An 18,055-nucleotide genomic window follows, 5' to 3' on the forward strand; every position below is an offset into this window, starting at 1 on the left:
CGGCCGCCGCCGGACTCACCCGATCTGCCCTTGGCGGCTGGGGAAGAAGACCAGTCGGTACTTGCCGATCTGTACCTCGTCGCCCGGCGCCAACGGAACCTCGTCGATCCGCTCGCGGCCCACGTAGGTGCCGTTCAGGCTGCCCACGTCGGCGACCGCGAAGCCCCCGGGCGTGCGGCGGAACTCGGCGTGCTTGCGCGAGACCGTGACGTCGTCGAGGAAGATGTCGCTCTGCGGATGCCGACCGGCCGTGGTGCGGTCCGAGTCGAGCAGGAAGCGGCTGCCGGAGTTGGGGCCCCGGCGCACCACGAGCAGCGCGGTTCCCGGCGGCAGCGCGTCCACCGCGGCCTGCGCCTCGGGGGTGAGGATCTCACGGGGCGCGGGTTCCGCGTCCAGCGCCTCGATGCCGCTGATCGAGATGGTCGAGGTCTGCTCGGACGCGCGCTCGGCGCCCGCGCCCAGCCGAGCGCCGCAGTTGGAGCAGAACCGGCCACCGGGCGGATTGTGATGCCCGCAGGCGCCGCACACCACCACGTCGGCCTCCTGACCCGTGCCGGTCGCACCTCGACCTTCGGTCGAGAGTTGCCCGAAACTTATGCGCGCCGTGTGTTCCTGGTCAACAGCGACATGCCCGGCGGTCGCGTCGGACTCGCCCAGGTGCGGAGCGGGTGCGGGGGGTGAGCCGGCGGACGCCCCGTACGGGGTGCCCGGGGGCATCGTCGGCGGGGCGGCCGGCGGGTTGCCGGACCTCCCCGCATCGGCAGCCGGCGCGTCGCCGGAGCGACGGGAACGACCGAACAATTTCGCGAACAACTTCACGGGCGAACCTCCCCGAGAGAACCTGGCCCGCCCGTGGGGCAGGAGGAGTGGGTCGTGGTGATGGACTGCCTACCGCTTCGCCGGGCCGTCAGGAGCCCAGGCTGTTCTGATAGGCGGCCGCGTCCAAGAGCGCGGCCGGTGCGGCGGGATCGTCGAGGCGTACCTCGAACATCCAACCGTCGCCGTAGGGATCGGAGTTGACCAACTCCGGTGCACCGTCGAGCACGTCGTTGACGGTGGTCACGACGCCGTCGAGCGGCGCGAAGAGGTCGCTGACACTCTTGGTCGATTCCAGTTCGCCGCAGGGCTGTCCGGCCACGACACGGGTGCCGATGGGCGGCAGCGTGACGTAGACGATGTCACCGAGCGCGTCCTGCGCGAATTCGGTGATGCCGATCCGCACCGTCCCGGAGATCTCTTCCATGACGCGCACCCATTCGTGCTCCGTCGTGTACGCGAGATCTGCGGGGTACATGCGGACAGCCTGCCCTTCTTGCCTGATGAGTGTGCACCGACGGCGACCGGCGGACTGATTCTGTCAGGTGTGCTCACCCGTTACCGGCGCCCGGTGCCGAGCGAGCGTAACCAGGCTTGTTCGCAGGCCGCAAGGCGTCGATCAGCACCTCCTGCGAGGGGGTGACAATGGCCCCCGCCTGCTTCTTCTCCAGGGTCTTGACGACACCCCCGGGGATGTTCAACGCGGGCTGGAGATCCTGCGGATTGCCGATCACCTTGAACACGTACGGCGGCAGCACCTTGGTACCGTCGATCACGATGTCGCCGGGCGGCGTGCCGTTGAACCAGGTGCCGGCCACCACGCGCACGTCGTTGATCTGGATCACCTCGGCGCCCGCCGCGCGCAGTTCCTGGAGCGTGTCCAGCAGCACGTCGCCGCTGACCGTGCGCTGCGGATCGGTGATGGTCAGGGTGATACCGGGTCCGCTGGCCTTGACGGTGCCCGCGAGCACGCCCAGGGCGTCCGCCTTGGCCGCGTTCTGCTCACGCGCCTCCTGGACCCGGTCGTTGCTGTTCTGGAGCTGTGTGCGGCTGTTCTCCAGGCGATGCTTCTCGTCCTCCAACCGCCGGGTACGCTCGCCGAGTTCGTCCAGCACACGGACCAGGTCCTCCTGTCGCGCACCACGCAGCGGATCGGACGCGGTGTTCGAGCGGACCTGGATGGCCAACCCCGCCCCGAGCGCGAACAGCAGTACCGCGCCCACGAGTTGGGCCCGACTCACGCGCGGCGGCCAGAACGCCTCGAGCAGCCTGCGGCGGCCCGGCTGATCGTCGACCGGCTCGTGCGGGTGCGGCTCGGAAACCGCGTTCGAATCCGTTTCCGGTCCGGGCGTGTCGCGCGCCACCGCGTGCGCTCCCGCGTGCGGCCGCGCGAGGGGGTCGCGCGGCCCGGACACCTCGCGCTCCCGGGCCTGTTCGGGCGAGGGCGCCGCGGGCACCAGGGGCGGCACGGACGCCCGCGCGGCCCGGGGCGTCTGCGGCACCTGTGCCGCCCGATGTGTCTGGGAGGCCTGGGAGGCTTGGGAGACCTGGGGCGCCTGGGGCGTTTGCCGTGTCTCCCGCGCCGATTCGCGGATCGGCGCGGTGATCGGCGGGATCTCCGAGGTCACCTCGGCGGCCTGCTCGCGGATCCGCTCCCGGATGTGCCGGCCCTCGTGATAGAGGTCGACCGGGCGCCGGGTCTCGACCGTGGGCTTGCGGGCGGCCGGCGCCTCCGGCTCCTGCTCCGCCTCGGGTTCCGGCTCGGGCTCGGGCACCGGCCCGGGCCCGGAAGCGGGCTCGGGCGCGGGCGCGGGCTCCGCGGCCGTGCGAGGGATGCCCAGGTCGCGGGGATCCTCGTCGTGGCGGGCGTGCCGCCCGCGCGTCTCGTCCGTTTCGTCGGCCATGTGTGACTCCCCGTCAGGCCCGGAAGACGTGCCGCCGGATGGCCGCCGCGTTGGAGAAGATCCGGATGCCGAGCACGACCACCACGCCGGTGGACAACTGCGCGCCGACGCCCAGCTTGTCGCCGAGGAAGACGATAAGCGCGGCGACGACCACGTTCGACAGGAACGAGACCACGAAGACCTTGTCGTCGAAGATGCCGTCGAGCAGTGCGCGCAGACCGCCGAAGACCGCGTCCAGCGCGGCCACCACCGCGATGGGCAGGTACGGCTCCAGCTCGTGCGGGATCACGGGTCGGGCGAGATACCCGACCACGACCCCGAGGACCAGGCCGAGGACCGCGATCACTGTTTACCCTTTCGTTCGGTCTGCTTCTGCGACGGTATCGACGAGCCGGTCGGCGGGGCCGAACCGCTCGGCGGTGCCGTGCTCCGGCCCGTGGCCGTCGCGGGCGGTGTGCCCGGGGTCTGCTTCGCGGGCGGGCTCGAGGGTGTACTCGGCGCCGTGCTCGCGGGCGGCGGGCCGCCGGGTACGTCCGCGTAGCGCAACGAGGTGCCCAGCGCGGCGGGCAGCTTGAGCTTCTTCTGTGCGCTCAGGTTGACCCGGATCCCGTAGTTCTCCTGGAGCTGGCGCAGATATCGCCCGTCCGCGCCGACCATGAACTCGACCTGCATCGGCTTGGCGTCACCGATCGCCAGGATCGTATACGGCGGCGCCAGCGGCCGGTTGTCGACCAGGATCGAGGCGCCCGCGGCGCGGATCGCGGACAGCGCGGTCAGCCGCTGGTTGTTGATCGAGATGGCCTCGGCGCCGGCCTTCCACAGGCCGTTGACCAGCCGTTGGAGGTCGCGGTCCAGGATCCGGCCGTTCGCCGCCGCCTCGGCCTGGCGCGGGTCGGTCGAGCCGTCGGTGTTGTCCGAGCCCTTGGCGTCGTCCGCGATCACCTTCAGGCCCGGCCCTTCGACCGGATCGGATCCGGTGAGCAGCGCGAGCAGTTCGACCCGGTCCTTGGCGCCCTTGGGCAGCGAGACCTCCTGGATCGCGTCCACCTCGGCGCGCAATCGCTCGACGGTGGCGGTGAGCGCGTCCACCTCGGCCTCGTCGGTGTGGATCCGGTCCACCAGTTGATGCCGCTCGCGCTCGGCCTGCGGGGCGGCGGCGTGCACCTTCATCGCGGCCACCATCAGGATCATCGCGATCAGCGCGACCCCGACCACGGCCAGCACCCGGGCCAGCGGGCCCTTGTTCATCCCGGTGTCGCCGCGTACCGCGCGCCGGGCGGTGGCCTCCGCGTAGCCCGCGTCCAGGCTGTTCGTCATCATGTCCACGAGCAGGGACATCGAGGCGTCCGGCCGCCTGAACCGGCTCGTGCCTGGTGTCTCCCGCGATGACATGCGCCCCATCGTTCCATGCCCGACGGAGTGCTCGATGCAGGGTCCGATACCGGGTCCGGCCGCGGATCGCGACAGGCGATCCACGGCCGGGGAAGACCCTACAAGACGGCTGCCCGCACCGCCGGAGTCGGCGGCCGGCAGGGGCCGTCAGTCGCCCGCGTGCTCCACGACCCGGCTCCACTCGTCCAGGAGTTCGTCCGCGGCGGTGTCGTCCGGGCCCTCGGCCCACACGTGGGTGACCGCCTCGGCCGGGTCCGGCAGCACCAGCGCCCAGCGCCCGTCGGCCTCCACCACGCGCACGCCGTCGGTGGTGTCGATCTCGCGGTCGCCCGCCGCCTCCACGACCCGGCGCATCACCATGCCCTTGGCCGCCCACGGCGTGGCCACGTCCCGCCGGCGCACGTGCGCGCGCGGGATCCGCGCGTCGATCTGACTCAGCGTCAACTGGGTGCGCGCGACCAGCCCGATCAGCCGGACGAACGCGGCCGTACCGTCGAAGACGGTGCTGAACTCGGGGACCACGAAGCCGCCGCGTCCGTCGCCGCCGAAGATCGTGTCGTCGGACATGGCCACCCGGGCCAGGTCGTCCGGCGACGTGGTGGTCCACTGCACCTGGACCCCGTGGTAGGCCGCGACCTGCTCGGCGATCCGGGTCGTGGTCACCGGCAGCGCGATCTTGCCGCCGCCGCGCTCGGCCGCGACGCAGTCCAGCAGCACCAGCAGCGCGCGGTGGTCGTCGATGAGCCGGCCGCGCTCGTCCACCAGCGACATGCGCTCGCCGACCGGGTCGAACCGTACGCCGAACGCGGCCTTGGAGGAGGCCACGATCTCGCCCAGCCGCAACAACCCCTCGTGCCGCTCGTCCGCGGTCTCGGTGGGGCGGGCGTCGTCCAGGCCGGAGTTGACGGTGAACGCGTCGATGCCCAGCCGGCCCAGGATGCTGGGCAGCAGCAGGGCGGCGTTGCCGTGCGCGGCGTCCACCACCACCTTGAGCCCGGACTCGGGCACGCCGGTGATGTCCAACGCCTTCAGCAGGGAACCGGCATAGCTGTCGAACGGCCGTGCGGGGAAAGTCAGTTCGCCGATCTCGCCGGGGAACGCGCGGCGGTACTCCTGACGGGAGAAGACCCGGTCCAGCTTGCGCTGCGCGGCCTGCGACAGGTCCGCGCCGCGCTCGTCGAAGAACATGATGTCCACCGAGTCCGGCACCCCGGGCGTGGTGCGGATCATGATCCCGCCCGCCGAGCCGCGCGCGGTCTCCTGGCGGGCCACCGGCATCGGCACGTTCTCCAGGTCGCGCACGTTGATCGCGGACGCCTGGAGCGCGGAGATGACCGCTCGCTTGAGGGCGCGGGCACCACGCGAGTGGTCACGCGCGGTGGTGACGGTGGCCCCCTTCTTGAGCGTGGTGGCGTACGCGCCGGCCAACCGCACGGCCAGCTCGGGGGTGATCTCGACGTTGAGGATGCCGGAGACCCCGCGCGGGCCGAACAGGTACTTCTGGCCGCGCGACTCCCAGATCACCGACGTGTTGACGACCGCGCCGGCCTCGATCGTCTTGAACGGGTAGATCCGCACGTCCCCCGCGACCAGGGACTCCTCCTCGATCAGGCACTCGTCGCCGATCACCGCGCCCTCTTCGATCCGGGCCGCGCGCATGACGTCGGTGTTCTTGCCGATCACGCAGCCGCGCAGGTTGGTCTGCGGGCCGATGTACACGTTGTCGTGCACGACCGCCTTGTGCAGGAACGCGCCGCGCTTGACCACCACGTTGGAGCCGAGCACGGTGTGCTCGCGGATCTCCACGCCGCCCTCGACCTTGGCGTAGTCGCCGATGTACAGCGGGCCCTTGAGGATCGCCTCGCGGTCCACCTCGGCGCCCTCGGCGACCCAGACGCCCGGCGAGAGCTCGAAGCCGTCGATGTCCACGTCGACCTTGCCGGTGAGCACGTCGGCCTGGGCCTTGAGGTAGCTCTCGTGCGTGCCCACGTCCTCCCAGTAGCCCTCGGCGACATAGCCGTAGATCGGCTTGCCCTCCTTGAGCAGCTTGGGGAACACGTCGCCCGACCAGTCCACGGACACGCCCGCGGCAACGTAGTCGAAGACCTCGGGTTCCATCACGTAGATCCCGGTGTTGACGGTGTCCGAGAAGACCTGACCCCAGGTCGGCTTCTCCAGGAACCGGTCCACCCGGCCCTCGTCGTCGATGATCGTGATGCCGAACTCGAGCGGGTCGGGCACCCGGGTCAGGCACACGGTGACCATCGCGCCCTTGGCGCGGTGGTACTCGACCAGCGCCGTGAGGTCGAAGTCGGTGAGCGCGTCGCCGGAGATGACCAGGAACGTGTCGTCCTTGAGCGCCTCCTCGGCGTTCTTGACGCTGCCCGCGGTGCCGAGCGGGGTCTCCTCGTTCGCGTAGGTGAGGGTCATCCCGAGTTCTTCGCCGTCGCCGAAGTAGTTGCGAACCAGCGACGCGAGGAACTGGACGGTGACTACGGTCTCGGAAAGTCCGTGCCGCTTCAGGAGCCGCAGCACGTGCTCCATGATCGGCCGGTTCACCACCGGCAGAAGCGGCTTGGGCATGCTGGAGGTCATCGGGCGCAGGCGGGTGCCCTCGCCTCCGGCCATGACGACGGCCTTCATCGGTCTCGTCCTCCTATCGCGTCACACCACCCGCACCCGCGGCTGAATTACCGGGGCCGGGTGGCGTGCCTTCTGTACGTGGTGATCGCCGCGGTGTCGGGCGATCCCTGCGCTACCCGGCGGTCGCCGAGCGACCCGCCTTGTCCGCGGCCACGAGGCGTTTGGCCTGGGCTGCGTAGAGGACTCCTGCCCACCAGTACAGCGCGGTACCCCACCAGGCGAACGCCCATCCGAAGATCGCGGCGAGAGTTGCGACACGTCCGGTGCCGTCGCTGAGCAGCAGCAGTGGGAAGGCGTACATGAGGTTGAAGGTGGCGGCCTTGCCCACGAAGCTGACCGAGAGCGCGCCGTAGCGGTGCCTGCGCAGGATCAGCAGCACCACGCCCATGAACAGCTCGCGGCCCAGGATGATCGCGGTCAGCCAGATCGGCAGGATCTCGCGCCAGGTCAGGCCGACCAGGGTGGCCAGCACGTAGAGCCGGTCCGCGGCCGGGTCCAGGATCGCGCCGACCTTGCTGACCTGATTCCACCTGCGGGCCAGCTTGCCGTCCAGGTAGTCGCTGATCCCGCTGAGCATGAGCAGCGCGAGCGCCCACAGATCGTGTTTGGGACCGCCGAACTCGGGCGCCAGGATGAGCCACAGGAAGACCGGTACGCCGAGCAGCCGGGCGAAGCTGAGCGCGTTGGGGATGGTCAGGACCCGATCGCTGGGAGCATCCACGCCGCCGTCTCGGGGATGCGGCGGCGCCGCGTCCACGTGGGCCTCCACGGGACCTCCGCTTTCTGCCGGTGGGGCTTCTCGTTCCGGGTCCGACTCGTTCGCAGTCCAGCCTAGTGACGCGCGGATCCGCTGCTCACCGGGTCCGGATCGGGGGTGGCGGGCTCGACGACCGGCTCGGCGACCGTGGGCAGCGGGGTGCGGTCGCGCAGGATGCGCCACACCAGGATCAGGGTCAGCGCGATGCCCGCGAAGAGGTAGCCGTTGCCGAGCACGAATTCGATCGGCGTCCAGTGCCGTTCCCGGTTCCCGTCCCGGGGGGCGAGCCAGATCAGGCCCCACGGCTGGAGGGTCTGCGAGTCGTCCCAGTCGCCGCGCACGTTCAGCCGCAGCGGCCACGCGGCGAAGAACACGAAGAACGTGCCGGTCAGCCACCACCACAGCGGTCGGGCCCGGGTCAGCGCGGTGTGCGCGAGCAGGACGAACGCGGGCACCACCCAGACCCAGTGGTGCGACCACGAGATCGGCGAGACGAACAGCGACAGGGCGCCGGTGATCACCACGCCGACCAGTTCGTGCCCGCGCAGCGAGGCCCGCGCGGCGGCCACCAGGCCGAGCGCGCCGACCAGCGCGCAGCACAGGAACCACAGCGCCGAGGCCGCCCCGCCGTCGCCGAGCCACCGGGTGAACATGCCCTGCACGGATTGGTTGTTGAGCGTGCCCACACTGAGCTTGTCGTTGACCTTGCCGCTGATCGACACGATGTGCGACCAGTAGTAGACGGACCCCGACGGCGCGGAGACCAGGCCCACCAGGACGGTGCCCACGAACGCGCCGCTGGCCACCGCGGCGGCCCGGAACCTGTGGGTGATCAGCAGGTAGACGATGAAGATGCCGGGGGTGAGCTTGAGGCCGGCCGCGATGCCGACGCCGATGCCCTTGTACCTGCGGCTGTCCGGCAACCCGAGGTCGAGCACGATCAGCGCCAGGAGCAGCAGGTTGATCTGCCCCCACACGAGCGTCCATTGCACCGGCTCCAGCCACAACACCACGGCGAAGGTGGCCGCGCTGACGCCGAGCCGGCCCAGGCCGCGGCGGTAGCCGAGCATGCCCCACGAGGACCAGACCACGGCGAACAGCGAGAGCAGGCTCACCACCGCCATGAACCACTTGAGGCCGGCGAAGCCCAGCGGCAGCAGACCGTAGAACAGCAGGCCCGAGATCGGCGGGTAGATGAACGGCAGCTTGTCGGTCCAATTGCCGTAGTTGCGGGTGTAGATCTCGTCGCCGTCGCGGAAGCGGTGCGCGGCGTCGTGGTAGACGCTCAGGTCGAGCATGTGCCACATGTCGCGGCGGCCGAGGTAGGTCCACAACACCCACAGGCCGAGCGAGAGCACCAGCAGGGCGCCGCCGACGAGGGCGGCGCGGCGCGGTCGACGCGGTTCCCGGCCGCGCTCGTGCCCGAACGGGACGCGGGGCGCGAGCGTCAAGAGCTCGCGGCAGGAGGTCACGAGCACCTGGGGGAAGGACATGTCGGTCGGGGACTCCACAACTGCACGGTTCAATGGGCGCCTGGCCGGGTGGCGCCGGGTCAGGATATCCACACGCCCGGTTCGGTCCCGCCCGGCGTCCGGTGCCGGGAACCGGTGAACCCTCCCGGACACGCTCCCGGACAGGGCCTGGGCCCCGGCCGGCGTGGGGTGGGACTCCCCGGGGGATGGTCGACCCACCGGTTCGGGCGGATCGAGCGTAACGGCTTCCGCCGACCGGCTCGTCCACCTTCCTCGAGACGCCGCGAGGCCGACCGCGATCGCGATCAACGCGGCGAGCCCGGCGAGAGTGTACGCGTCGGCGAGGACGAGATCCCACCCGGCGAGCCGGAGTTCGCGGCCGTCGCGGTAGGGGACCTGCCGGATCGGCCCGGTGGGCACCGGCACCGGGAGCGCGACCCGACGGCCCGGAACGGCGGCGGTCGGCGCGGCCGGCGCCCGATGTCACGACCGGGACCGCAGCCACCGCCGGGAGACGTCCGGGCAAGCGCCGGGTGCGACGTGACGTCTCGGGCATGCGTGCGATCGCGCCATCACGAACGCCCGTTTGCTCCGCGCATTACTGCGCGTGCGTCACACTCTGGCGCCCTCGGGAGGGTTGCGGGCGTCGACCCGATCGGTCCGGCAACGCCCGCCCATCTCCACTTGTCCCTACTTGTCCCCCTGCTTGTCCCCCTGCTTCGTCTCCTGCCGGTCCTCCTGCGCGCGGGCCCGCGACCGGCCCACCTCGGCGTAGAAGCGGAGCACGTCGAGGTCGTCCACCGAGCCGGGGTTGACCGCGTCCTCCAGTCGGCGGCCCTGGAGCAGCTTCTTGACCGGGATCTCGATCCGCTTGCCGGTGAGCGTGTGCGGCACGCCCGGCGCCGCGATGATCTCGTCCGGCACGTGGCGCGGCGAGACCTCCTCGCGGATCACCGTACGGATCCGCGCCTTGAGCGCGTCGTCGAGGTTGTGTCCGGGCGCGGTGACCACGAACAGCGGCATCCAGTAGCCGCCGTCGGGCAGTTCCAGCCCCACCACGAGCGACTCGCGCACCTCGGGCAGGCGTTCGACCGCCTCGTAGATGTCGCTGGAGCCCATCCGCACGCCCTGGCGGTTCAGCGTCGAGTCGGAGCGGCCGTGCACCACGATGGTGCCGCGCCCGGTGAGCGTGATCCAGTCCCCGTGCCGCCACACGCCCGGGTAGGTGTCGAAGTAGCTGGCCCGGTAGCGCTCGTCGTCGGGGTCGTTCCAGAAGTACACCGGCATCGAGGGCATCGGCCGGGTGATCACCAGTTCGCCGACCTCGTCCACCACCGGCCGGCCGTCCTCGTCCCAGGCCTCGACCGCGCAGCCCAGCGCGCGGCACTGGATCTCGCCGAGGTACACCGGCAGGTCCGGGCTGCCGCCGACGAACGCGCTGCACACGTCGGTGCCGCCGCTGACCGAGGCCAGCCACATGTCCGCGCCCACCGCGTCGTAGATCCAGCGGAAGCCGTCCGGCGGCAGCGGCGAGCCGGTGGTGCCGACCGCCCGGACCCGGCTCAGGTCGTGGCTGACGCGCGGGGTCAGCTCGTTCTTGCGGCAGGCCATCACGTACGCGGCGGAGGTGCCGAACCAGGTCGCCTTCGACCGCTCGACCACGGTCCACTGCGCGTCGGGGCCGGGGTAGCCGGGGCTGCCGTCGTAGAGCACGATCGTGCTGCCCGCGAGCAGGCCGCCGACCAGCATGTTCCACATCATCCAGCCGGTGGAGGTGTACCAGAAGAACCGGTCGGTCGGACCCAGGTCGAGCTGGAACGCGGCCTGCTTGAGGTGTTCGAGCACGATGCCGCCGTGGCCCTGGACGATCGCCTTGGGCAGGCCGGTGGTGCCGGACGAGTACAGGATCCACAGCGGGTGGTCGAAGCCGACCGACTCGAAGTCGAGGTCGGCGCCCGAGACCTCGCGCCCGATCGCCTCGGCCCACGGCAGCACGTCGGCGGGCATCGGTTCGTCCAGAAGTGGCACATGCAGCACGTGTCGTACCGTCGGCAGGCCCGCGCGCAGATCGGCGACCACGTCGGCGCGGCGGATCTCCTTGCCGCCGTAGCGGTAGCCGTCCACCGCGATCAGCACGACCGGCTCGATCTGCTGGAACCGGTCCAGCACGCTGCGCGCGCCGAAGTCGGGCGCGCAGGCCGACCAGACCGCGCCGATGGCGGCGCACGCGAGCAGTCCGATCACCGCGTGCGGGGTGTTCGGCACGTAGGCCGCGACCCGGTCCCCGGGCCGGACGCCCAGCTCGCGCAGGGTGGCGGCGCAGGAGGCGACCTGGCGGCGCAGTTCGACCCAGGAGATCTCGCGCGGGGTCAGTTCCTCGTCCAGGTAGACGATCGCGGCCCGCTCCGGGTCGCCGTCCTCGGCGTGCCGCAGCACCTGCTGCGCGTAGTTGAGGCGGGCGTCGGGGAACCAGCGGGCGCCGGGCATGGTCCGGTCGGCCAGCACCACCTCCCGATCGCCCAGGTCCAGCTCGAACCAGTCGCACAGCGAGGCCCAGAAGGCCTCGGGCTCGGTGGTCGACCAGGCCCACAGTTGTGCGTAGTCCTCGGCGCGGACGCCGCGTTCGGCGCCGAGCCACTCGCGATAGCGGGTGACCGCCGCGGTGGCGACCCGCTCGGCCGACGGCTGCCACAACAGCTCGGCCCGCTCGCTCGATTCCGTCATCTCTTTACTGCCCCCTCCGCGCGGTGTGCCCCCCGACCCTGCCATCTCGCGCCTCGGCGCGCATCCCCCGGGCGGGTCGTAAAGGATCTTCGTGTCCACTCTGGACGCGCCGCGCCGAACGCGGGATGTTACCGACGGGAAACAAGTCCGGCAGAGGAGGCCTCGCATGCCCACCACGCACGGCACCGTCACCGACCGCGAGCGCGTCGCGGAGCGGCTGCTCGCCGCGTCGCATTCGCACGCGTTCGACCCGATCACCGACGTCGACTGGGACGCGCCGCTGCTCGACGGCGCGTACTTCCTGCCCGCGCACCGGGTCAGCCTGTACGGCACGCCGACCTGGGAACGCATGAGCGAACGGCAGCGGATCGACCTGTCCCGGCACGAGGTCGCCTCGATGGCCAGTGTCGGCATCTGGTTCGAGGTCGTGCTGATGCAGTTGCTCATCCGGCACGTCTACGACCGCCCGCTGACCTCGCGGCACGTGCAGTACGCGTTCATGGAGATCGCCGAGGAGTGCAGGCACTCGACCATGTTCGGCAGGTTGATCGACAAACTGGAGTGCCCCGAGTACGGACCCGGCCCGTACGCGCACATGGCGGCGCGGGCGATGAAGACGCTCGGCTCGGGCGTGCAGGCCTTCGCGATGGCCCTGATCGCCGAGGAGGTCCTGGACACGATGCAGCGCGAGATGATGGCCGACGAGTCGCTCCAGCCGATCACCCGGCAGACCGCGCGCATCCACGTGGTCGAGGAGGCCCGGCACGTGCGCTACGCGCGCGACGAGGTGGCCCGGGGCGCGCCGCACATGTCCCGCGCCGAGCGGGCGATCACCCGCCTGGCGCTGGCCCGGGCCGCGCACATCATCGCCACCCGCCTGGTCCATCCGGGTGTCTACGCGGCGGTGGGCCTGGATCCGGCCGAGGCGTACCGGGTGGCACGCGCCAATCCGCATCGCCTGGACACCCTGGGCCACTGGTCGAGGCGGCTGATCGCGTTCTACGACGAGCACGGCCTGCTCGGCGGCCCGGGGCAACGGCTGTGGCGGGCCTCGGGCCTGATGGGACGTCGGATGTAGCGTCCGGCCGGGCGGCGCGGGCGGGTGTGACCGTAAATACCCCGGTCGGGTTGGCGCCCGGAACTGACGATCCGTCAGACTGTGGTCCGTACACACATCGCACGACACGGCCAGACGAGTTGGAGGGCCCCGTGACGAAGGACCACAAGCCTGTGGTCCCCGGTTGGTTCACCACGTCCGGGGAGGACTTCTCCCTCCTCGGCACCCGGTGTACCGCCTGTGGGACCGTGTTCTTCCCGCGCCAGGAGACGTTCTGCAGCAACCCGGCGTGCGCCGGCACCGAGTTCGCCGAGGTACCGCTGTCCCGGCGCGGCACGGTGTGGTCCTACACGAACGCCGGCTACCGCCCGCCGGCCCCGTTCGTGTCCGACCCGGACACCGAGTGGCAGCCGTTCACCATCATCGCGGTGCGCCTGGAGGCCGAGGGCCTGATCGTGCTCGGCCAGGGCGCGCCCGGCGTCGGCGTGGACGACCTGAAGGTCGGGGTCGAGGTCGAGATCGTGCCCGGCGTGCTGTACGAGAACGACGAGCACGTCTACACCACGTGGAACGTGCGACCCGTGGAGGTCAAGGCATGAGCACCGACCGCGAGATCGTCGTCCTGGGCGCGGGCATGCACCCGTGGGGCAAATGGGGCCGCAACTTCGTCGAGTACGGCGTCAAGGCCGCCCAGGACGCGCTGCGGGACGCCGGCCTGGCCTGGCAGGACATCCAGTTCGTGGCCGGCGCGGACACCATCCGCAACGGCTACCCGGGCTTCGTCGCGGGCGCCACCTTCGCCCAGGCGCTGGGCTGGACCGGTGCGCGGATCTCCAGCTCGTACGCGGCCTGCGCGTCCGGCTCGCACGCGATCGCGAGCGCCCGTGCGCAGATCCTCGCGGGTCTGTGCGACGTCGCGCTCGTGGTCGGCGCGGACGCGGCCCCCAAGGGCTTCTTCGCGCCGGTGGGCGGCGACCGCCCGGACGACCCGGACTGGGTGCGCTTCCACGTGCTCGGCGCGACCAACCCGGCCTACTTCGGGATGTACGCTCGGCGCCGGATCGACCTGTACGGCGCCTCCGTCGAGGACTTCGCCCGGGTCAAGGTCAAGAACGCGCGCAACGGTCTGGCCAACCCGAACGCGCGCTACCGCAAGGCGTTCACGATGGAGGACGTCGCGGCCTCGCCGATCGTGTGCGACCCGCTGCGCCTGATGGACATCTGCGCCACCTCCGACGGCGCGGCGGCGGTCGTGTTGTGCAGCAAGGAGTTCGCCGCCCGGCACACCACCTCCCCGGTGCGGATCTCGGCGGTCTCCACGGTCACCCCGACCTTCCCCAGTGCGCTGATCGAACTGCCCGACATCGCCACCGACTCCTCGGTGGCGGTGGCCCCGAACGAGTTGTCCTTCCGCGCGTCGCTGGCACAGGCCGCCTACCAGGAGGCGGGCATCGGCCCGGAGGACCTGAGCCTGGCCGAGGTCTACGACCTGTCCACCGCGCTGGAGCTGGACTGGATCGAGGACCTGGGCATCTGCGCGCGCGGCGAGGCGGAGAAGCTGCTGCGCGACGGCGCGACCGAGATCACCGGCCGGATCCCGGTGAACGCCTCCGGCGGCCTGGGCTCGTTCGGCGAGGCGGTGCCGGCGCAGGCGATCGCCCAGGTCTGCGAGCTCACCTGGCAACTGCGCGGCGAGGCGGGCGAGCGCCAGGTGCCCGGCGCGACGGTGGGCATCACCGCCAACCAGGGCCTGTTCGGACACGGCTCCTCGATCATCGTCACCCGGTAGAGCCGGCTCGGATTCATCGAAACGGTCTCGGGGTCGACGGGATTCTCGGCGCCCGCCGACCCCTCGACTCCGGGATCGTTTCCGTCTCAGCGGAGGGTTGTATGGGATTTCCGGACGGCGTCGGCGTGGTCGACCTGCTGATGGGCCTGCCGAACCGCGATCGGCGCTGGTGGGCGACCGCGATGGCGGGCACGTTGCGGGACCGGGAGAGCCGGACCGGGATGACCCATCCGGCCGGGTACATGTTCAAGGACCTGCCGCAGATGGAGCGCACCGACTCCTCGGCCGAGGACCTGCTGCGCGAGATGGACCGGTTCGGCGTGGAGAAGGCGCTGATCCCGGTCTCGTTCGAGGACGAGGGCACGCTGGCGGCGGTGCGCCGACACCCGGACCGGCTGCTCGGCAGCTTCCAGGTGGATCCCACCGACGTGATGGCGGGCGTGCGCGGCCTGCGCCGGGCGCGCGAGGAGGCGGGCGTACTGGCCGCGACCTTCTTCCCGTGCGGCTGCACGCCCCCGGTGCCGATCGACGACCGGCTGGCCTACCCGCTCTACGCGACCTGCGTCGAGCTCGGTCTGCCGGTGTTCGTGAACGCGGGCATCCCCGGCCCCCGGGTGCCGGCCGCCGCGCAGGAGGTGATGCGCTTCGACCGGGTCTGCTACGACTTCCCCGAGCTCACCGTGGTGATGCGGCACGGCGGCGAGCCGTGGTGCGACCTGGCGGTCAAGCTGATGCTCAAGTGGCCCGGACTGCACTGGTCCTCGTCGGCCTTCGCGCCCAAGCACTATCCGCGCGCGATCGTCGACTACGCGAACACGCGCGGGTCCGACAAGATCATGTACGCGGGCTACTTCCCGTACGGCCTGACCCTGGACCGGATCTTCGCCGAGCTGCCCGGGGTGGGCCTCAAGGACGAGGTGTGGCCGAAGTTCCTGCGCGCCAACGCGCTGCGGGTCCTGGGCCTGTGATCAGTCGGCGGCCGGCGCGAGCGCGAGCGCGGCCTCGATCGGGTCGGCGTCCGGCCGCGGATCGACCACCGCCAGGACCGGGACGGTCACCCCCGCGTCGACGTAGCGGGCGATCTTCGCGCGGCACTCGGCCGGGCCGCCGTGCACGATCAGGTCGTCCAGGACCGCGTCCGGGACCAGTTCCAGGGCCCGCTTGCGATCGCCCTCGGCCCACGCCGCCCACATCGGCGCCAGTTCCTCGGCGCGGCCCAGCCACCCGTGGAATTCGGCGTAGACCGGCACGGTGAGGTAGGAGGTGATCATCCGCCGGCCGATCGCCCGCGCGGTGTCCCGGTCCTCGATCGGGATCACGAAGATCCGCGCCACGATCTCCTTGTCCGGCCCGCCCTCGTGCACGTACGGCACCACGCGCTTGACGTCCTCGGCGGAGAGCCAGTTCAGGATCGCGCCGTCCGCCTCGCGTCCGGCCAGCCGCAACATGCCCGGGCGCAGCGCCGCGACCAGGATCGGCGGCGGGCTCTGCGGCGCTCGGGACAGCCGGAAGCCGCGCACCGCGAAGGTCTCGTACTCCTCGGTGACCTTCTCCCCCGTGAACGCCGCGCGCAGGAACCGCACGGTGTCCCGCACCCGCTGGTACGGCCGGTCGAAGCTCGCGCCGTTCCACGCCTCGACGATCGGCGCGGAGCCCGCGCCGATGCCCAGCCGAAAGCGCCCCGGGGCCACCTCGGCCAGCGCCGCCGCGGTCATCGCCAGCGTCGCCGGGCCGCGCGTGTAGGGCGAGACGATCGCGGTGCCCAGGCGCACGTCCGGATCGGCCAGGGCGGCCACGGTGAGCGGGGTGAAGCCGTCCAGGCCGTCCACCTCGGCCGACCAGACGTCCGTGTAGCCGGCCGCGCGCAGTGCGCCGATCAGGCGCGGGTGGTCGGCGAGCGGCGCGTTCAGCGGAACGGTGATGCCATATCGAGACTGGCTCATGCGTGCTCCTCCGCGGTCCTGATGGTTCCTCAGGACTACCACAACCCGCCGAATACCTGATGTACCGTCAGACGGCATGTCGACCCTGTGCCTCGACACGTTCGCGTTCTCCCCGTTCGCGGGCGCCCGCGAGGCGGCTCCGCCGCCCGAGTCGGCGGCGGCGGCGTGCGACGCCCGATTCACCGCGAGAGGTGATCGATCCGGAACCGGTCGCGCTCGGCGCCGCGGAGTACGCGCGCGCCGCGCGGGCGGCGGTGCGGCGGTCCCGGGCCCGAGGGAGGCTCAGGCCGGTTGTTCGTCGGGGGCGTGCGCGGCGGCCTCGGTCGCCGGTTCGACGGGCAGGCGCACGAACAGGGTGCCGACGGACGCGGTGGTGAAGACCGCGGCCAGTACGCCCCAGCCCGCGCCGCCCACCGCCTGGAGCAGGCCGGTGACCAGGATGGGGCCGAGCACGTGGCGGCCGACCGAGCGGCCCATGCCGAACGCGGCCAGGTACTCGGCGCGGCGATCGTGTGGAGCGATGGCGTAGGACAGCGTCCAGGCGGCGGAGACCGCGATCAGCTCGCCGCACGAGAGCAGCACCATGCCGACCGGGAACGCCACGGCCGCCGACCCGTGCGCGGCCGACCACAACACCAGGCACGCTGCCGCGAGCAGCGCGCCGGCCGCGACCTGGCAGCGTCGCGCGGCCCGCACGGATACCGCGAGCCGGGCTGCGGGCACCTGGAACAGCACCCCGAACACGGTGTTGACCGCGTACAGCGCGCCCAGCCAGGCCGCGGGCAACCCGCCGCGCGTGGTCAACCACAGCGGAATGCCCAGGTTGAGCACCGGCAGCCACAGTTGCAGCAGCGTGTCGATCGAGGCCAGACCCCACACCCGCCGATCGCGCAGCGCCTCCCGGCCGGACGCGCGCGCCGGGGACGCGCGGCCTGGCGGCTCGGGGATGGTCGCCAACAGCGCGGCCACCAGGACGAACGCGGCGGCGTTGACCAGGACCAGGATCCGGAACGTGGCGGCGTCGTCCAGGCCGATCGCCAGGCCGCCGAGCGGGGCGCCGACGGTGATCCCGAGGTTGGCCACGGTGCGGTAGGCGGCCAGGGTGCGGACTCGGTCCCGGCCCCGGGCGAGTTCGGCCACGAACGCCTGGGTGAGCGCGGAGACGCTCTGGTCGGCGGTGGTGACCACGGCGACGGCGGCCACGAAGCCCCACCACTCGCCGACGGCGGCGTACCCGGCGGTGCCCGCGGCCCGGGCCAGGTGCAACACGATCAGCGTGCGCCGGACGCCGAACCGGTCGCCGAGCCGGCCGATCGGCACCGCCGCCCCGAGCGCGACCACGCCGGCCAGGCCCAGGCCCAGCCCCACGGCGCCGGCGGACAGGCCGACGATCCGGGTGAAGTAGACGGCGGAGAACGCGACGAACAGGCCGACGCCCAGGTAGTCCACGAGGCCCACACCGAGCAGGCGACGCACCGCCCGTCCGGTCCCGACCTCGGAGCCGGGAACAGTATCTTGTCTCATGGACACAGTATTTTGGCCCCCGAGGACGGACTTC

The 18,055-nt window shown here is 71.6% G+C and carries 15 protein-coding genes; 4 read left to right on the forward strand and 11 right to left on the reverse strand.

Annotated elements, in window-relative coordinates:
• Positions 1 to 15 precede the first annotated feature (15 nt).
• From ACWCPW_RS03045 to ACWCPW_RS03085, 9 genes are all read right to left on the reverse strand, one after another.
• Positions 16 to 534, reverse strand: coding sequence for an FHA domain-containing protein (locus ACWCPW_RS03045; RefSeq protein ID WP_395872204.1), 519 nt, complete (start codon positions 532 to 534; stop codon positions 16 to 18).
• Positions 535 to 907: 373 nt separating this feature from the next.
• Positions 908 to 1,294, reverse strand: a complete 387-nt coding sequence (gene gcvH, locus ACWCPW_RS03050) for a glycine cleavage system protein GcvH (RefSeq protein WP_449759820.1) — start codon at positions 1,292 to 1,294, stop codon at positions 908 to 910.
• A gap of 73 nt (positions 1,295 to 1,367) precedes the next feature.
• On the reverse strand, positions 1,368 to 2,276 hold the full coding sequence (locus ACWCPW_RS03055; protein WP_449759885.1) for a DUF881 domain-containing protein: 909 nt from the start codon (positions 2,274 to 2,276) through the stop codon (positions 1,368 to 1,370).
• A 457-nt stretch (positions 2,277 to 2,733) separates the two neighbouring features.
• Complete coding sequence (locus ACWCPW_RS03060; protein ID WP_020548716.1) at positions 2,734 to 3,066, reverse strand: small basic family protein; 333 nt, start codon at positions 3,064 to 3,066, stop codon at positions 2,734 to 2,736.
• Entirely contained in the window at positions 3,063 to 4,112 is a 1,050-nt protein-coding gene (locus ACWCPW_RS03065) for a DUF881 domain-containing protein (RefSeq protein ID WP_449759821.1), read from the reverse strand. The genes ACWCPW_RS03060 and ACWCPW_RS03065 overlap by 4 nt, the downstream gene beginning before the upstream one ends.
• 147 nt (positions 4,113 to 4,259) lie before the next feature.
• Positions 4,260 to 6,755, reverse strand: a complete 2,496-nt coding sequence (locus ACWCPW_RS03070; RefSeq protein ID WP_449759822.1) for a sugar phosphate nucleotidyltransferase — start codon at positions 6,753 to 6,755, stop codon at positions 4,260 to 4,262.
• Between the two features lie 112 nt (positions 6,756 to 6,867).
• Positions 6,868 to 7,524, reverse strand: a complete 657-nt coding sequence (locus tag ACWCPW_RS03075) for a CDP-alcohol phosphatidyltransferase family protein (RefSeq protein ID WP_395872198.1) — start codon at positions 7,522 to 7,524, stop codon at positions 6,868 to 6,870.
• Positions 7,525 to 7,586: 62 nt separating this feature from the next.
• Complete coding sequence (locus tag ACWCPW_RS03080; RefSeq protein ID WP_449759823.1) at positions 7,587 to 9,023, reverse strand: glycosyltransferase 87 family protein; 1,437 nt, start codon at positions 9,021 to 9,023, stop codon at positions 7,587 to 7,589.
• A gap of 651 nt (positions 9,024 to 9,674) precedes the next feature.
• Positions 9,675 to 11,708, reverse strand: a complete 2,034-nt coding sequence (locus tag ACWCPW_RS03085; protein ID WP_449759824.1) for an acetoacetate--CoA ligase — start codon at positions 11,706 to 11,708, stop codon at positions 9,675 to 9,677.
• 166 nt (positions 11,709 to 11,874) lie between these two features.
• On the opposite strand from ACWCPW_RS03085, the gene ACWCPW_RS03090 reads away from it, so the two are divergent.
• From ACWCPW_RS03090 to ACWCPW_RS03105, 4 genes are all read left to right on the forward strand, one after another.
• Positions 11,875 to 12,786: an AurF N-oxygenase family protein gene (locus ACWCPW_RS03090; RefSeq protein WP_449759825.1), complete on the forward strand. Its 912-nt coding sequence runs from the start codon at positions 11,875 to 11,877 to the stop codon at positions 12,784 to 12,786.
• Positions 12,787 to 12,917: 131 nt separating this feature from the next.
• Positions 12,918 to 13,364, forward strand: coding sequence for a Zn-ribbon domain-containing OB-fold protein (locus ACWCPW_RS03095; RefSeq protein ID WP_391582043.1), 447 nt, complete (start codon positions 12,918 to 12,920; stop codon positions 13,362 to 13,364).
• Complete coding sequence (locus ACWCPW_RS03100; protein WP_449759826.1) at positions 13,361 to 14,554, forward strand: lipid-transfer protein; 1,194 nt, start codon at positions 13,361 to 13,363, stop codon at positions 14,552 to 14,554. The genes ACWCPW_RS03095 and ACWCPW_RS03100 overlap by 4 nt, the downstream gene beginning before the upstream one ends.
• 101 nt (positions 14,555 to 14,655) lie before the next feature.
• Entirely contained in the window at positions 14,656 to 15,522 is an 867-nt protein-coding gene (locus ACWCPW_RS03105; protein ID WP_449759827.1) for an amidohydrolase family protein, read from the forward strand.
• Here ACWCPW_RS03105 and ACWCPW_RS03110 read toward each other — a convergent pair whose 3' ends face one another.
• On the reverse strand, positions 15,523 to 16,497 hold the full coding sequence (locus ACWCPW_RS03110; RefSeq protein ID WP_449759828.1) for an LLM class F420-dependent oxidoreductase: 975 nt from the start codon (positions 16,495 to 16,497) through the stop codon (positions 15,523 to 15,525).
• Between the two features lie 282 nt (positions 16,498 to 16,779).
• Positions 16,780 to 18,021 (reverse strand): MFS transporter, encoded by a 1,242-nt coding sequence (locus ACWCPW_RS03115; RefSeq protein WP_449759829.1) that lies wholly within the window; start codon positions 18,019 to 18,021, stop codon positions 16,780 to 16,782.
• Positions 18,022 to 18,055 lie beyond the last annotated feature (34 nt).

Source organism: Embleya sp. NPDC001921 (assembly GCF_053594475.1).

Excerpts from the sequence above, each read along its gene's own strand:
- gcvH (WP_449759820.1), bottom strand. The coding sequence starts at position 1,294 with ATGTACCCCGCAGATCTCGCGTACACGACGGAGCACGAATGGGTGCGC.
- ACWCPW_RS03065 (WP_449759821.1), bottom strand. The coding sequence starts at position 4,112 with ATGTCATCGCGGGAGACACCAGGCACGAGCCGGTTCAGGCGGCCGGAC.
- ACWCPW_RS03070 (WP_449759822.1), bottom strand. The coding sequence starts at position 6,755 with ATGAAGGCCGTCGTCATGGCCGGAGGCGAGGGCACCCGCCTGCGCCCG.
- ACWCPW_RS03085 (WP_449759824.1), bottom strand. The coding sequence starts at position 11,708 with ATGACGGAATCGAGCGAGCGGGCCGAGCTGTTGTGGCAGCCGTCGGCC.
- ACWCPW_RS03090 (WP_449759825.1), top strand. The coding sequence starts at position 11,875 with ATGCCCACCACGCACGGCACCGTCACCGACCGCGAGCGCGTCGCGGAG.
- ACWCPW_RS03100 (WP_449759826.1), top strand. The coding sequence starts at position 13,361 with ATGAGCACCGACCGCGAGATCGTCGTCCTGGGCGCGGGCATGCACCCG.
- ACWCPW_RS03105 (WP_449759827.1), top strand. The coding sequence starts at position 14,656 with ATGGGATTTCCGGACGGCGTCGGCGTGGTCGACCTGCTGATGGGCCTG.
- ACWCPW_RS03110 (WP_449759828.1), bottom strand. The coding sequence starts at position 16,497 with ATGAGCCAGTCTCGATATGGCATCACCGTTCCGCTGAACGCGCCGCTC.
- ACWCPW_RS03115 (WP_449759829.1), bottom strand. The coding sequence starts at position 18,021 with ATGAGACAAGATACTGTTCCCGGCTCCGAGGTCGGGACCGGACGGGCG.